This window comes from Ensifer sp. WSM1721, assembly GCF_000513895.2.
Taxonomy (GTDB): domain Bacteria; phylum Pseudomonadota; class Alphaproteobacteria; order Rhizobiales; family Rhizobiaceae; genus Sinorhizobium.
This window is the reverse complement of record NZ_CP165783.1, coordinates 176,342-190,224: the sequence shown is the minus strand read 5'-3', so window position 1 is coordinate 190,224 and position 13,883 is coordinate 176,342. Positions and strand designations below refer to the sequence as shown.

General features: G+C 60.6%; 13 protein-coding genes and 3 pseudogenes. 9 read left to right on the top strand and 7 right to left on the bottom strand.

Annotation, left to right across the window (positions count from 1 at the left end; translation table 11 throughout):
- Nucleotides 1–101: 101 nt before the first annotated feature.
- Nucleotides 102–272: pseudogene (locus tag M728_RS18695) on the bottom strand (efflux RND transporter permease subunit); the annotation flags it as partial.
- On the opposite strand from M728_RS18695, the pseudogene M728_RS18690 reads away from it, so the two are divergent.
- From M728_RS18690 to M728_RS18650, 9 genes and pseudogenes are all read left to right on the top strand, one after another.
- Nucleotides 268–1,779: pseudogene (locus M728_RS18690) on the top strand (xanthine dehydrogenase family protein molybdopterin-binding subunit); the annotation flags it as partial. The pseudogenes M728_RS18695 and M728_RS18690 overlap by 5 nt on opposite strands.
- Before the next feature lie 529 nt (nt 1,780–2,308).
- The gene (locus M728_RS18685; RefSeq protein WP_026622280.1) at nt 2,309–2,611 is read left to right on the top strand and encodes a hypothetical protein; all 303 of its coding nucleotides are present in this window, start codon (nt 2,309–2,311) and stop codon (nt 2,609–2,611) included.
- A 234-nt stretch (nt 2,612–2,845) separates the two neighbouring features.
- Entirely contained in the window at nt 2,846–3,598 is a 753-nt protein-coding gene (locus tag M728_RS18680; RefSeq protein WP_026622281.1) for a protein-L-isoaspartate(D-aspartate) O-methyltransferase, read from the top strand.
- A complete protein-coding gene (locus M728_RS18675; protein ID WP_156943526.1) occupies nt 3,595–6,084 on the top strand; it encodes an SAM-dependent methyltransferase in 2,490 nt (829 codons plus the stop codon). Before M728_RS18680 ends, M728_RS18675 begins: the two co-directional genes overlap by 4 nt.
- A gap of 530 nt (nt 6,085–6,614) precedes the next feature.
- Nucleotides 6,615–6,863 (top strand): plasmid stabilization protein, encoded by a 249-nt coding sequence (locus M728_RS18670; protein WP_026613668.1) that lies wholly within the window; start codon nt 6,615–6,617, stop codon nt 6,861–6,863.
- Nucleotides 6,860–7,288, top strand: a complete 429-nt coding sequence (locus tag M728_RS18665) for a type II toxin-antitoxin system VapC family toxin (protein ID WP_026622282.1) — start codon at nt 6,860–6,862, stop codon at nt 7,286–7,288. Before M728_RS18670 ends, M728_RS18665 begins: the two co-directional genes overlap by 4 nt.
- 248 nt (nt 7,289–7,536) lie before the next feature.
- A complete protein-coding gene (locus tag M728_RS18660; protein ID WP_026622283.1) occupies nt 7,537–8,349 on the top strand; it encodes an SH3 domain-containing protein in 813 nt (270 codons plus the stop codon).
- 131 nt (nt 8,350–8,480) lie between these two features.
- On the top strand, nt 8,481–8,885 hold the full coding sequence (locus tag M728_RS18655; protein ID WP_051440991.1) for a LysR substrate-binding domain-containing protein: 405 nt from the start codon (nt 8,481–8,483) through the stop codon (nt 8,883–8,885).
- Between the two features lie 241 nt (nt 8,886–9,126).
- Nucleotides 9,127–9,270: pseudogene (locus M728_RS18650) on the top strand (inositol monophosphatase family protein); the annotation flags it as partial.
- A 188-nt stretch (nt 9,271–9,458) separates the two neighbouring features.
- On the opposite strand, the gene M728_RS18645 reads toward M728_RS18650, so the two are convergent.
- Genes M728_RS18645 through M728_RS18620 form a run of 6 tightly spaced genes read right to left on the bottom strand, consistent with a single transcriptional unit; the run spans nt 9,459 to nt 13,854 of the window.
- Complete coding sequence (locus tag M728_RS18645; protein WP_026622285.1) at nt 9,459–10,496, bottom strand: Gfo/Idh/MocA family protein; 1,038 nt, start codon at nt 10,494–10,496, stop codon at nt 9,459–9,461.
- A 7-nt stretch (nt 10,497–10,503) separates the two neighbouring features.
- Nucleotides 10,504–10,953 carry a type II 3-dehydroquinate dehydratase gene (gene aroQ, locus M728_RS18640; protein WP_007537427.1) on the bottom strand — a complete coding sequence of 150 codons (450 nt, stop codon included), beginning with the start codon at nt 10,951–10,953 and terminating at the stop codon, nt 10,504–10,506.
- Between the two features lie 33 nt (nt 10,954–10,986).
- Nucleotides 10,987–11,355, bottom strand: a complete 369-nt coding sequence (locus tag M728_RS18635; protein ID WP_026622286.1) for a 5-carboxymethyl-2-hydroxymuconate Delta-isomerase — start codon at nt 11,353–11,355, stop codon at nt 10,987–10,989.
- A 14-nt stretch (nt 11,356–11,369) separates the two neighbouring features.
- Nucleotides 11,370–12,230, bottom strand: a complete 861-nt coding sequence (locus tag M728_RS18630; RefSeq protein ID WP_026622287.1) for a shikimate dehydrogenase — start codon at nt 12,228–12,230, stop codon at nt 11,370–11,372.
- An 18-nt stretch (nt 12,231–12,248) separates the two neighbouring features.
- A complete protein-coding gene (locus tag M728_RS18625; RefSeq protein ID WP_051440992.1) occupies nt 12,249–13,022 on the bottom strand; it encodes an amino acid ABC transporter ATP-binding protein in 774 nt (257 codons plus the stop codon).
- A 7-nt stretch (nt 13,023–13,029) separates the two neighbouring features.
- The gene (locus M728_RS18620; protein WP_026622289.1) at nt 13,030–13,854 is read right to left on the bottom strand and encodes a transporter substrate-binding domain-containing protein; all 825 of its coding nucleotides are present in this window, start codon (nt 13,852–13,854) and stop codon (nt 13,030–13,032) included.
- Nucleotides 13,855–13,883 lie beyond the last annotated feature (29 nt).

The window sequence follows — 13,883 nt, the reverse complement described above, 5'->3', positions numbered from 1 at the left end:
CCGGTTGCATCAGCTCGTATCGCAGGTCGCGTATCTGCCTTGTTCAACAGAGGCAGAGAACGAGCATCCCTGCGGGCCGGTGAGTGGTCACTTCGATCGCGTCAAGCTCGACTAGCCGCCAGGGATGTCCTTTGCCGTTCAAAAAAGCGTTTAAGCACTACATAGACGACCGGCGTGGAGAACAGGGTAAGCACCTGACTCACCAACAGCCCGCCGACCACCGCGACGCCCAACGACTCGCGCAACTCCGCGCCGGTACCAATCGCCAGCATGCTGAACGCCTCGATCAAGGCGTGTCCGGTTTTTGGCGGAAAGATTAGACGTTTTGACGCCGCAGCCATTTCCACCATGCCCGGCGTTCGTAAGGTCGTTCAGGTCGACGAAACGTCAGTTGCCGTCGTCGCCGACACGTGGTGGCAAGCGCACTCGGCGCTCAGCGCATTGCCGATCGTCTGGGATGAGGGTCCAAATACCGGCGTTAACAGCGATTCAATTGCCGCGATGCTGGAGGAAGGTCTGGACGCTGAAGAAGCGGTGCTCGGCACTTCCATAGGCGATGCGCGGTCCGCGCTTTCCGGCAACGCCAAGATTGTCTCGGCCACATACTCGTTCCCGTATCAGGCCCATGCCACCATGGAGCCGATGAATGCGACGGCACTCTACACTGCGGACAAGTGCGAAGTATGGGTGCCAACGCAGAATGGCGAGGCCAGCCTTGCCGCTACTGCGCAAGCCTCCGGTCTGCCGATCGAAGATTGTGAGGTTCATAAGCTGCATCTTGGCGGCGGCTTCGGCAGACGCGGCAACTATCAGGAATATGTGCGACAGGCGGTTACGCTTGCGAAGGAATTTCCGGGGCTGCCGGTCAAGCTCATCTGGTCGCGTGAAGAGGATATGCTTCACGGCGCCTATCATCCGGTGACCCAGTGTCGGTTCAAAGCGGCGCTTGATTCAACCGGCAATGTGACGGCGCTCCACATGCGCATCAGCGGACAATCAATCCTCTGGCCTCTGCGTGCCGAGGTACGTGAGACCGGCCGCGATCCGGCGGTCTTCCAAGGTTTGAACGATGGCGGTACCGAGGGCGCTTTCGGCTACACCATTCCAAACCTGCTGATCGACCACGCCATGCGCAACCCCCCTGTGCCCCCGGGGTTCTGGCGCGGCGTCAACCTCAATCAAAACGCCCTTTATCTGGAATGCTTCATCGATGAGCTTGCACACGAAGCGAGGATCGACCCGCTCGATTTCCGCCGGAAGCTACTCGTCAATCATCCGAAACATCTTGCCGTGCTCGAGGCCGTCGCCGAACGAGTCGGCTGGGAAAAACCGGCCGACACTGGGATCCATCGCGGTCTCGCCCAGATCATGGGGTTCGGCAGCTATGTGGCGGCCGCTGCAGAGGTCTCCGTGACTGACGGCCAAGTGAAGATCCATCGGATCGTTGCCGCAACCAACCCGGGCCACGTCGTCAACCCCGCCCAAGCGGAGCGGCAGGTCGAAGGCTCGTTCGTCTACGGCCTTTCGGCGTGCCTGTTCGGCGAGTGTACGATCAGTGGCGGCCGGGTCGAACAGGAGAATTTCGATACCTATGAGGTCATGCGTATGGACCAAATGCCGGCCGTCGAAACGATCTTGATGCCGTCGGGCGATTTCTGGGGGGGTGTTGGTGAGCCGACGATCGCCGTTGCTGGACCTGCGGTCCTGAATGCTGTTTTCGCGGCTACGGGCAAGCGAATCCGTAAGCTCCCCTTGAAGAACAATAGCTTGGGCGCCTGATCCGCGGGTGAAAGGCTGCCCGCGAAGGTCGGGACCCAGGGCGGGCTATCGCATCCGTAAGGACCGCTAAAAACGCAATGCAGCTTTCCGGGCTAGTTCGTCCTAGCTAGACTCTCGCCCTACACGTCCTGAGGTCGGATCCCCTCGCTGCGGCGAGGGCGACTTCCGCTTGAGGAGCGCGGCATTCAACACGTCCATATTCGACAAACCAACCACCGGACCGCCCGGTGATCGATCAAGTCGGTCGTGTGGTGACTTATCTGTGCGTCTCAATTCTGGTGCGCGCGCGGGTTGGTGGCGCTGCATCGCCATAATGGAGCTGACGCCCCTAGCACAAAGGCTCGACTGCAATCGGATCACATAACGCCCACTTGTGGAATTAAACCATTGACGTTTTATGATTTTTTAAGACTGAGAACGGCCACCGAACTCTGACCCTGCAGGTTCGTCGTCGCAGTCGGCGCAGGTACTCTGGTCCTCGCCTGCACCGATCCTTATATCTGACGCCGCAACTAACCAGGAGCACGTAATGTCGGAATTCCTCAGCTATCTGTTCGCCATCCTTGTCGTGGGCCCACTGCAGGCGGAGGTGTCAGAGCGCCTGCAGGGCGTGCCATCAGCCGAGATCCTTCAGGCAGGACGCGCGTGCATTGCCACGGAGGCTCCGAGGCTTCTTCAGCGCGCGCAGGAAGATTGGGCATGGGCGGCCGCAAATGCCATAGGCGTCGGTGTGGGTGTCGTCGATCCGGTAAGCCTGCTGCCCGGCAATAACGCCGATTGCGACCGCCTGGTACAAGTTCTCTCGAAAGGTGGAGACGCTGAGGAGGCGTAGACGCCTTTTCGTGGTCTCTATCTATAGCGAAAGCGCCCTCGTCCTCACAGTGCTCGATGGCTCGTTCAACCCACCTCCCCTCGATCAAGTTTAAAGGCCGCCGATGCCTCCTCCGGCCCGGGGCCATTCGCTCTTTTCCGGAGCAATAAGCTGGAACGCCGCAGAGACGAGCGAGTTTTGTTCAAAATTGCCGCTACCGCCACTATACTCGTCGGTCCAGCCGGGAGAGGGTTCATGCGTCGACTCGCTCAGTGCCAAACGTTGCTGGTCGTGGTTCTCGCGAGCGCTGCCCCCATGGCATCGACATCCGCACCCGCTCAGGATCGCTCCGCCGAGCGTACGGCGATGATCGAAACGATCAAAGGGCACGCCCGCTCAGCGCCGTCCGCGGTCGAGGGGCGGGGCATCGATCCCGCAGTTCTGACAACGATGGGGAAGGTGCCGCGCCACCTTTTCGTGCCCGAGGAGCAGCGCGGCGCGGCCTATCGAGATCGGCCGTTGCCGATCGGATACGGTCAGACCATCTCACAGCCCTTCATCGTCGCGCTGATGACCGACCTGATCAATGTCGGGGCTGGCGACTCTGTCCTCGAGATCGGTACTGGCTCGGGCTATCAGGCAGCCGTTTTGTCGCCGCTCGCAGCGAAGGTCTATTCGATTGAGATCATACCGCAACTGGGCGAAAGGGCGGCCGCCCGCCTCGCGGAGCTCCGCTACAACAATGTCGAGGTGAAGGTAGACGACGGTTACTATGGTTGGCCCGCGCGCGCGCCTTTCGACGGCATCGTGGTGACCGCCGCTGCCAGCCACATCCCGCCGCCGCTGGTTGAGCAGCTCGCAAGAGGGGGCCGGATGGTCGTCCCCGTGGGAGGTCCCTTCGCGACCCAGTTTCTCATGCTGGTCGAGAAGCGACGGGATGGAAGCATCACGACGCGGCAGCTGCTCCCAGTAAGCTTTGTGCCGCTGCGTGGAGGTGGCGCCCCATGAGAGCGGGGCGCCTGCTGCCGATTGGTCTCATATCGGCGGCGACCCTTGCCTACGAAGTGCTGCTGATAAGGCTGTTTTCGATCATTCAGTGGCATCATTTTGCCTATATGATGATAAGCATCGCGCTCCTGGGCTTTGGCGCGAGCGGTACATTCCTTGCGTTGGCTCGCCGCCCCCTGGTGGAACGGTACCCGGCCGCCTTCGCAGCGTCGGCGGCTCTGTTCGGAATTACTGCGGTTGCCAGCTTCGCCTGTGCCGAGCGCCTGCCGTTCAACCCGCTCGAGATCGTCTGGAATCCGCGGCAGCTCGGTTGGCTTGCGGCCATCTATGCTCTCCTGATCTTGCCCTTCTTTTTCGGTGCAACCTGTATCGGCCTTGCCTTTAGCCGCCATCCCGTTCAGACCGGGCGCGTCTATGCCTTTGACCTCGTCGGCGCAGGGATCGGTGCGCTCGGTATCGTCGGACTCTTGTTCCTGGTCTTTCCCTCCGAAGCGTTGCGCTTCGTCGCAGCGCTGGGATTCGCGGCGGCTGCCCTCGCCGCGACGGGCATGGCTCGCCATCGGTGGTTCGCCGCGGGCATCCTCGGGCTTGCAGCCGCGGTCATCACGGTGCGGCTACCACCGTCCTGGACGGCCCCCGGCCTGCACATGTCTGAGTACAAGGGTCTCCGCATCGCTCTCGAAGTGCCGAACGCGCGGGTAGTCGAGGAGCGATCAAGCCCGCTCGGACTGTTGACGGTTGTCGAGAGCCCGACCATCCCATTCCGGTACGCGCCGGGCCTCAGCCTCGCCAACACCCAAGAGCCGCCCGCGCAACTCGCCGTCTATACCGATGGCGACAGTATAACGGCGATCACCACCTATGGCGGCGATCCGGCGACGGTCGCCTATCTCGACCGGACAACGGCGGCGCTCCCGTACCGCATCCTTGAGCGGCCGCGAGTGCTAATCCTCGGCGCCGGCGGCGGCGAGCAGGTGCTGCTGGCGCTACGCGCCGGAGCCGAAATCGTGGATGCCGTAGAGGTCAACCCACAGATGATCGACCTCGCTCGGAATCGCTTCGCGGAATTCGTCGGCGGCATCTTCAGCCGACCGAACGTGCATCTGCATCTAGCCGAGGCACGCGCCTTCGTTGCGACCACTGGCGAGCGTTATGACCTGATCCAGATGCCGCTCCTCGACTCCTTCGGCGCGGCCGCGGCCGGAGTGCAGAGCATGCATGAGAACTATACCTACACCGTGGAGGCAATGCGGGATTACCTAGCGGTGTTGAGAGCAGACGGGATCGTGGCGATCACGCGATGGCTGCGGATGCCGCCGCGCGACATCCTCAAGCTGTTTGCCACTGCTACCGTTGCGCTTGAAGCGGATGGGGTGTCCCAGCCAGGCCGGCACCTGGTGCTGATCCGGAGTTGGAATACGGCAACCCTGCTCGTCGCCAAATCGCCGTTCACCGGCGAAGACATCGCCGCCATCCGCCGCTTCGCCGCCGAGAATTTCTTTGATGTCTCCTGGGCGCCAGGCATCTCCGCGAGCGACGTGAACCGCTATAACCAGCTCGACCAGGAATATCTCTACGCGGGAGCCCTCGCTCTCCTCGGTCCTGGGCGCGCCGACTTCATCGAGCGCTACAAGTTCGATATTGCACCGGCGACTGACAATCGGCCCTATTTCTTCGACTTCTTCCGGTGGCGCGCTCTGCCCGAACTCGTGACGCTGCGCACCCAAGGTGGGGCAGCGATGCTCGACTGGGGCTACCTGATCCTGGTGACGACGCTCGGTCAGGCCGCGATCCTCAGCGCCGTCCTGATCCTCCTGCCGCTCTGGCTTCGCCGGCACGCACTCGGGAGAGCCGGACACCGGCTGCGCTTCGGACTCTATTTCCTTGCCTTGGGCTTGGCCTTCCTCTTCATCGAGATCGCCTTCATCCAGCGCTTCGTGCTGTTCCTCGGCCATCCGCTCTACGCTGTCGCTGTCGTGCTTGCGGGCTTCCTTGCCTTCGCCGGTCTCGGTAGCGCCGTAGCCGCACGGTGGATGGCTGCTGTCGGACGCGGATCGCCGGTGCGCGGCATTGCCTTCGCCGTCGTGGGGATTGCACTCCTGGCTGCCACCTACCTGCTCGCACTGCCCTTGATATTCGAACGGTTCATGGCACTGCCAGATGCCGCGAAGATCGCGATCACACTCCTCCTGATCGCGCCGCTCGCGGTCTTTATGGGCATGCCGTTCCCCCTCGGCCTCGGCCACGTCGGTGCACGCTCGGACGAGTTTATTCCCTGGGCGTGGGGGATCAATGGCTGTGCGTCGGTGCTGAGCGCGATCGTCGCCGCACTGCTTGCGATGCATGTCGGGTTCACAGGCGTCGTGGCGATCGCCATCATCCTTTATCTTGTCGCCCCGGCCTTACTCGCAGGGTTGTCGGATCGATACGATCAGCAAGGCTCTGTTCCAGATCGCAACCGTTCGCGAGTGAACCCGACCGCCTGAAAGCCCTGCGCGGCTAGCGGGCGCACCGTGCGGCGGCTAGCGATCGCCAGAGGAGGCGCGCGGGTCATTGGCAAATGTCTGCTTTGCATCAGAACTTGTAGTTGCCCGTCATGGTACAGCGCGCTCTGTGCTCCGCAAGACAGCCTCTTCCAGGATATTATGCGATCGTTTGAGCACAGAACAGGAACATCGTCGGTGCCTTCATCGTGACATCCTTGCGCAATCTGCCGTCAGCGCCTCAATGTAAAGCCTCCGCCCTGCTCCACTGGGACTGGATCGTTCCGCACGATCTTCCTCGAAGCGTCCGGGAACTCGGCACTATTCGCAACATCAATTGTGACTATTCAAGATGTCTGGACTTTCCCACTATTGATGGCGACCCAGTATCGATAGCAAGCTTTCTCGAGTCGCTGAAGGCGGCAAGGCGAGCCCGAGGGTTGGGCATTTGCAACGGCGCTCCTGACGGACGAGCATTGCAACAGCTGCAATCAATGATTAAATTGCAATCAATGATGAACGGAGGCCTTCCGATGGCTAGCATGACGATCCGCAATCTCGATGATAGCCTCAAGCAGCGGCTCAGGCTGCGCGCCGCCGCGCACGGACGGTCCATGGAAGACGAGGCCCGCGATATTCTGCGCGTGGCGCTATCGACGAGTGAACGGCAACCAGGCAATCTCGCCGCCGCCATTCGCGCCCGCATCGCGTCGACCGGCGGCATCACTCTCGAAGTACCCCCACGCGAGGCGATCCGCGAAGCGCCGGACTTTTCCCGGTGATCATCCTCGACACCAACGTGCTGTCGGAATTGCTGACACCGGCGCCGTCGGTCGCCGTCGAGGCGTGGCTCGCCGAGCAGCCGCCGACGTCGGTGTTCACCACGAACGTCACCGAAGCGGAGATCCTTTACGGACTGCGGCTGCTGCCGGATGGACGCCGTCGGCGCGACCTCGAGGCGGCGATCGTGCCGATCTTCCGCGAGGATTTTGCCGGGCGCATTTTGCCATTCGACAGCGAGGCAGCGGACGCCTATGCCACGCTGGCCGTGGAGCGGCGCAAGGCCGGCCGCCCTATCAGCCAGTTCGACGCACAGATTGCCGCGATCGCTCGTTCATGCGGCGCAGCCCTGGCGACGCGCAATGTCGCGGACTTCGAAGGTACCGGAATTGCCATCATCAATCCTTGGGACCACCAGCTCTCGTGAATTCGTGGAGCCGCTCAAGACGCCGGTCGGGAATGTTGCCCACGATCACTGCGCCCGTGACTGCGCCACTGGACGCATTCTTCCGTTCAAGCTGCGTTCATGCAAAACGCGCTATAAACCATTGAAAGACAAGACGATGTTGGCCGCCTGACACACGCTGGCGGGCGCCCCCAACTATGACCGGGAACCGGAGGAAGCCGGGGTAATTCCGATTTGCCATGACGCCTGCCCCCGCCAGGGAGTTGATCGTGAAACGCACCCTTTTGAAAATTGCCACGACCGGTATGCTCTTGCTTGCCCCGGCGGTCGCTCAGGCGGCAGCAGGCTTCGCGACGGCAAACGTCAATATGCGCGCAGGCCCAAGCACCGCGTATCCGGCGATCACGGTGATTCCGGCCGGCGAATCCATCGAGATCTACGGTTGCCTTGCCGACGTGCCATGGTGCGACGTGGAGTTCTACGACGGCCGTGGCTGGGTGCACGGCCGATATATCCAGGCACTTTATCAACAGCGCCGCGTTTATGTCGGACCGCAATATTATCGCCGGCTCGGTATTCCCGTCGTTGTCTTCAGCTTCGGCAGCTATTGGGATCGTCACTACCGCGACCGTGACTTTTATCGCGACCGCGATCGCTGGCGCCGCGGAGCCGACTTCTATCGCGGCCCGGATCGCCGTGCGGAACCTTACCGGCCGCCCAGCCGCGGACCTGATTTCGAGCCGGGGCCAGCTCCGCCCCCGGAATTCGACGGGAGATTGAAGCGGAGGCCCGATTTTAGCCGTCCCCCTGAAAGACGCCGGGACCTTGACGATCGCCCGGAGCGCCTTCCGGATTTCGGTCGCGCGCCCAACCGCAGGCCTGATGTCGACAGGCAGCCGGACTTTGACCGTGATCTGCCCCGCGGCGATCGCAGCCGCCGGAACGTCGAACGTGGGGGCGATGATGGCGATCGCCTCATCCGCCGCGGCGACGACAATCGTGACCGTAGGGGTGGAGACAGTGACCGCCGCAGACCGCAGCGACGTGCCTGCGAACCCGGCGAGCCGGGGTGCCCGGACTAATATGACGGCCCCGGGCGGCAGAGATGCTGCCGCACCGACGGACAGGGCTACGCGGACCCGGAGCCGTTTCCGTCTCAGAAAGGCCCGAGCTAGTATAAGCCCGGCGATCAGGGCTCGAGGATAATCTCGGTATGTCGCTTTTCGAGCGGACGCGCAGCGGCGTGCGGCTGACCAAACCGGTTCCACAAGATATGATCGCGGTTCCGTTCGGCGGGCCGACAAAGTTCGTTGTGGTAGCCTCACAAGATTATCTTGCTTCGGTGAGAATACCGGAAGCACCACAAGATCTTCTCCATCATCGCTGTATCCGTCACAGGCTGCCCACCGGCAAGCTATATCGCTGGGAGTTTGAAAAGCATGGAGAACAGCTGATCATTGACGTCCCGGGTCCGCTCACGCTGGACAATATTCCAATGATGATAGCAGCGGTCGGACAATGGATAGGCTTCGCCTACGTGCCACTTGTGAGTGTCGCTGACGCCTCGGCTCTCGGCTCACTGCGGACTGTGCTTGACGATTGGTGCCCCGCAGATTGATGGGTTGTGCCTCTACTATCCTGGACGTCGCCATGTTCCCCCTGGACTTCGTGCATTCGTGGAAGTCCCGACAGAGACTACTACTTCCCGATAATTGACATCCAAGGAACCGACTGAGTTAGAAATAGGCTTGGCCGATGAACCATACGTCGACACAGCAGCCGCCGTGTGGTCGAGTTCGGCAACCTCGGACCCCTTTGCAGGTGACGTCATAGGTATGGGTAATGGCGGGATGCGCAATAGCGTTCAGATGACGCGTTACGGCGGCGAATGCTATGCGTTCGCGATGCTTGCATCCGGACAGATCGATCTTTGCCTGGAACTGGCGCTGCAGCCGTACGACATCGTGGCTTTAATACCGATTATCGAGAGGGCGGGCGCAGTCACCAGAAATTCGATGAAGCGTTGCGTGGTTGCCGAAGCAGGCGCGTTTCGATGGCGGCGGAGACAGAGCGGCGGCGACGATTTCCTCCGCCAGAAGCGCGATGCCTAACGTCGGTGTTGAACCGGCGTTCTCATCGCATCGGATGCAAGGAGACGCGAAGGGCGAGCAGGCGGTTACATTACTCGGCGTCAGTTCAACTCAATACGCTCTCCCGTTGCCGCTGAGCGTTTTACCGCATCGGCTACCCTCAAGGTTTCAAGCCCCTCACGCCCGCTGACAAGCGGCGGTTCGTCTCCGCGGATCACCTTGCAGAATTGCCTGATCTGCAGAACGAGCGGGTCCTCGTCGTCGACCTCGATACGCTTTTGGTCAAATGGTTCCCACCAACTCCGTTTACCAGGATTGCGCCAGACCTCGAGCGACGGAACAGCCAGCGACCCGTGCGTTCCTCCGATCATGTAACAGGATTGCTCGGTTTTGGGGTAAGCCGGATTCTCTCCGCTTGTCATCTCCCAGCTCCACGGTGCGACCACCGAGTCCGAGACTGTCGCAGTTCCCAAAACTCCATTCTTGAACTCGATCAGGATCACAGCCGTTTCCTCAACTGCGTTGCCGCGCACTGCGTTGGACTCGCGTGCCTGAACCGCGGCCACATCGCCGAAAAGGTAGCGCAGATTATCGACATCGTGGATGAGATTGAGGAAAACCGGCCCCGCACCGCGCTCACGACGCCACGAGATGTCGAAGTAGTCGTCGGGCTTGAATAGCCAGAACATCGCATTGACAACAAGAACGCGGCCGAGCTTCCCGCTTTCGATGATTTCCTTTGCCTTATGCATCACCGGATTGTGTCGGCGGTGATGGCCGGTCAAAAGAGCAACACCTTTTGCCTCAGCCGCTGTGATCAGCTTTTCCCCGGATATGATGTCGTCGGCGATAGGCTTCTCGATGAGTGCGGGAATGCCGGCTTCAACGGCTTCCAACCCGTTGTGGACGTGAGCTGGGTTGGGCGTAGCCACGATGATCCCATCAGGTCGGTCTGCGGCAATCATGTCCGCGAAGCTTGGAAACCACTTCACGCTGACTTCCTTGGCAATGGTCTCGCCAACCGGCGCGGGATCGACCACGGCACTGAGTTGCGCCGAGGGCTCGGCCAGGACGTGCTGAATATGGCGCTTACCGATGAGGCCTGCGCCAAGTACGGCCAGCTTAACCCGTTTGGTCATGGTCACCTCAGCCCTTGCTCGCCGCCTTGATCATTGTCGCCGCGCGCCGGATGCCAAGCTGGTATCCTTCTGTTCCAAGGCCGCAGATCACGCCGTCCGCGCGGTGCGAAACGAACGAATGGTGTCGGAAGCTTTCGCGCTTGTGCACATTGGAGATGTGGATCTCGATCACAGGCCCTTCAAATGTGTTCAGAGCGTCAAGGATGGCGAGTGAGGTATGGGTGAAGGCCGCCGGATTGATGACGATGCCCGCACCGTCCTCGCGCGCCTCATGAATCCAATCGATGATCTCGTATTCCCGGTTGCTCTGATGAAAGCGGATTTCATGGCCGAGTTCGGCTGCCAGCTTGCGGCAGTCCGCCTCTACGTCTGCGAGCGTTTCATGCCCGTAGATGTGCGGCTGGCGTTTGCCAAGCAGGTTGAGGTTTGGTCCATTGAGAACGTAGATCAGGCTCATAGCATAGCGTCCTTCTTGAGCACGTCATCCTGGTCAGACAAACGCGATTGCTTGAACAGCAAAATCAGGGTCCGACTCGTAGAGATCGGCACGCAAGCCGAGCCTCCCAGCTTCGAGTGCAGGCGCGGCGATCGCCCGCGCGGCGTCGAGAACGGCAGTGAGAAGTTTTTGCTTGGTCTCTGCAGTACGACCCGGTGCCATCCGCACGATGATTTGGATGAAATGATTATCGACATGCTCATCGCCCACGCAGGAGTATGTCGCCTCCCGCGCAAGCGTGCGCACGGCGGAAGGTTTCACAAGGCCGCCATCGCGAACACAGCGATGCACGGTCAGCGTCAGCCGGTCCATGGCTACATGCTCGCCTGCGCCCTGGCTATAATCGATGATGATATGCGGCATTTGGGATCTCCCCATCAAGCCGACAGGCGGCACAAGTCCATAAAGTGACGGGACATGCGCTCTGCGTCGGGTGCTATCCCGGTGAACAATTCGAAAGCCGCTGCTGCCTGGTAGACGGTCATGCCGCCGCCACGAAGGGTCCGGCAGCCTTTTCTTTCGGCGAGAGCAAGGAGCTCTGTGACGAGCGGCATATAGACGATGTCGGCTGCCCAATGCCGTGGCAGAAGCCATTCCGCCTCGATCGGCAAACCAGGATGGCTCTTCATACCCGTCGGCGTCGCGTGGATGAGGCCGTCCGCGGAGCGCAGGGCGCTGCCGACATCCGCCGTGGCACGAGCACACTCCCTCGAGAACCGATCGTTCAACTGCCCAGCCAAGGTTTCCGCCCGTTTCGAATCCTGGTCAAAGATCGATAATCTCTCAATACCGAGCTTGATTGCGGCATGCGCCACGGCGACACCGGCGCCGCCGGCGCCAAGCAGGACGGCATGCGACTTCGCGACGTCCGGAAGGCCGCGCTGGAAGTTCTCGTAGAAACCGTACCAATCAGTGTTGTGGCCGATCCTCTCGCCGTTGCGAAAGACCACGGTGTTGACCGCACCGAGCATCTCTGCATCCTCGGAAAGGCGATTGAGGTGGGCGATCACCGTCTGCTTGCACGGATGTGTAATGTTGCTCCCGGCAAAACCGCGCTGCTCTTCCTCGTCTAGGAGATCTGGCAGCGCGGAGGCGGGAAGCCCTCGCTCGGCGAAGTCGAGAAGCTCGTAACGGTAATCGAGGCCCTGGTGTCGAGCCTCCGTTTCGTGGAGGGCCGGGGACTTTGACATTTGGATGTCGGCACCGATCAGTCCCACGAGGAATTTCTTGTCGTGCATTGGCATCGCTTTCGAACGTCAGTGGTGGGCCAGGATTTCGCCGAGGAAGGTTTTCGTGCGTTGGTGCTTGGGAGACTTGAAGAAGACCTCCGGTTCGGCCTCTTCGACGATTTCTCCGGAGGCCATGAAGATGACGCGATCAGCGACCTGACGGGCAAACCCCATTTCGTGCGTGACACAGATCATCGTCATGCCGTCACGGGCGAGCCCGATCATGGTGTCGAGCACCTCCTTCACCATTTCAGGATCGAGGGCAGAGGTCGGTTCGTCGAAGAGCATGACCTTCGGCTCCATACAGAGCGCGCGAGCGATGGCAACGCGTTGTTGTTGTCCGCCGGATAGCTGCGCAGGGTACTTTTCCGCCTGGTCAAGGATTCGAACGCGCTCGAGATATTTTCGAGCCAGTCGCTCTGCGTCAGTGTGGCTTGTGCCTCGAACACGCATCGGGGCGAGTGTACAGTTCTGAAGTACGGTCATGTGGGGGAAGAGATTGAAGCTCTGGAATACCATTCCCACTTCGCGACGTATCGCATCGACGGATTTGGTGCTTCCGTCCAGTACCTGACCCTCGACGACGATCTTGCCGTCGTCGATCATTTCGAGGGCATTGATGCAGCGGATTAACGTTGATTTTCCGGAGCCTGACGGCCCGCAGAGGACGATTTTTTCGCCTTTGCGGACCGCCAGACTGATGGATTTCAAGGCATGGAAAGCGCCGTACCACTTCTGCACGTCCTCAAGGGAAATCAGCGTCGGTTGATCTTTTGCGGAATTGAGCACGGAACCCTCCATTTGGCCTTTAATTGACGGTGAACGGGATGTTCGGAATGGATTCCGGGAACTGCGGTAGATCGATCGCCATCCACTTCTTCGTGATGGCGGCAAGCTCACCATTGGCCTTGATCTTGTTGATGAAGGCGTTGACGGCTTCGTTCCAGTCCTTCTCGCCGAGACGGGTCCCGACGCCGTTGTAGGTCGTCAGAAAGTCAATCTTGCGCTCATAAGTGCCGGGACTCGCCGCATCCAGACGCTGACCATAGAACTGGTTGCCGCCAACCGCCTTTACCTGTCCGGAGATGAGAGCCTGGATGGTTGCGGCGTCGTCATCAAAGCGGCGAACCGTTGCGGTGGATCCGACGGCGTCCGTTACTGCCTTATCCTGCGAACTGGACTTCGGAACGCCGATCTCCCATCCCGCGACGTCTTCAGGCTTCGTAATCGTGTCGGACTTCGCGGCAAAAAGCGAGATCGTGTTAGCGGCGTAGGGCTTGCTGTATTGAATTGATTTCGCCCGTTCTTCCGTCATCGCCATCGTTGCGAACAGGATGTCGACTTTGCCGGTCGTAAGCGCCGGAATTCGGTTGGCAACGGCGAGCGGCTGGAATTGAACCTTCACGCCTAATTCCTTGGCAAAAAGGTTGGCGACGTCAGCGTCGAAGCCGTCCTGCACGCCGCTTGTGTTGACGAACCCCCATGGCGCATTGTCACCCTGGATGCCGACCACAAGCGTGCCCTTTGCCTTGATTTCCTCCACACTTGCCGCAGAGGCGGTGGCAGCGCCAACGGTTGCGAAGGCAACGGCTGCCAGTGCAAGTCCGAGAAAACTCCTACGATTGTTATGCATGCTTATTCTCCTCCTCAAGAGTTTTGCTT

Excerpts from the sequence above, each read along its gene's own strand:
- M728_RS18620 (WP_026622289.1), bottom strand. The coding sequence starts at position 13,854 with ATGCATAACAATCGTAGGAGTTTTCTCGGACTTGCACTGGCAGCCGTT.
- M728_RS18680 (WP_026622281.1), top strand. The coding sequence starts at position 2,846 with ATGCGTCGACTCGCTCAGTGCCAAACGTTGCTGGTCGTGGTTCTCGCG.
- M728_RS18675 (WP_156943526.1), top strand. The coding sequence starts at position 3,595 with ATGAGAGCGGGGCGCCTGCTGCCGATTGGTCTCATATCGGCGGCGACC.
- M728_RS18630 (WP_026622287.1), bottom strand. The coding sequence starts at position 12,230 with ATGCACGACAAGAAATTCCTCGTGGGACTGATCGGTGCCGACATCCAA.
- M728_RS18685 (WP_026622280.1), top strand. The coding sequence starts at position 2,309 with ATGTCGGAATTCCTCAGCTATCTGTTCGCCATCCTTGTCGTGGGCCCA.
- M728_RS18645 (WP_026622285.1), bottom strand. The coding sequence starts at position 10,496 with ATGACCAAACGGGTTAAGCTGGCCGTACTTGGCGCAGGCCTCATCGGT.
- M728_RS18635 (WP_026622286.1), bottom strand. The coding sequence starts at position 11,355 with ATGCCGCATATCATCATCGATTATAGCCAGGGCGCAGGCGAGCATGTA.
- aroQ (WP_007537427.1), bottom strand. The coding sequence starts at position 10,953 with ATGAGCCTGATCTACGTTCTCAATGGACCAAACCTCAACCTGCTTGGC.
- M728_RS18655 (WP_051440991.1), top strand. The coding sequence starts at position 8,481 with ATGTCGCTTTTCGAGCGGACGCGCAGCGGCGTGCGGCTGACCAAACCG.
- M728_RS18625 (WP_051440992.1), bottom strand. The coding sequence starts at position 13,022 with ATGGAGGGTTCCGTGCTCAATTCCGCAAAAGATCAACCGACGCTGATT.
- M728_RS18670 (WP_026613668.1), top strand. The coding sequence starts at position 6,615 with ATGGCTAGCATGACGATCCGCAATCTCGATGATAGCCTCAAGCAGCGG.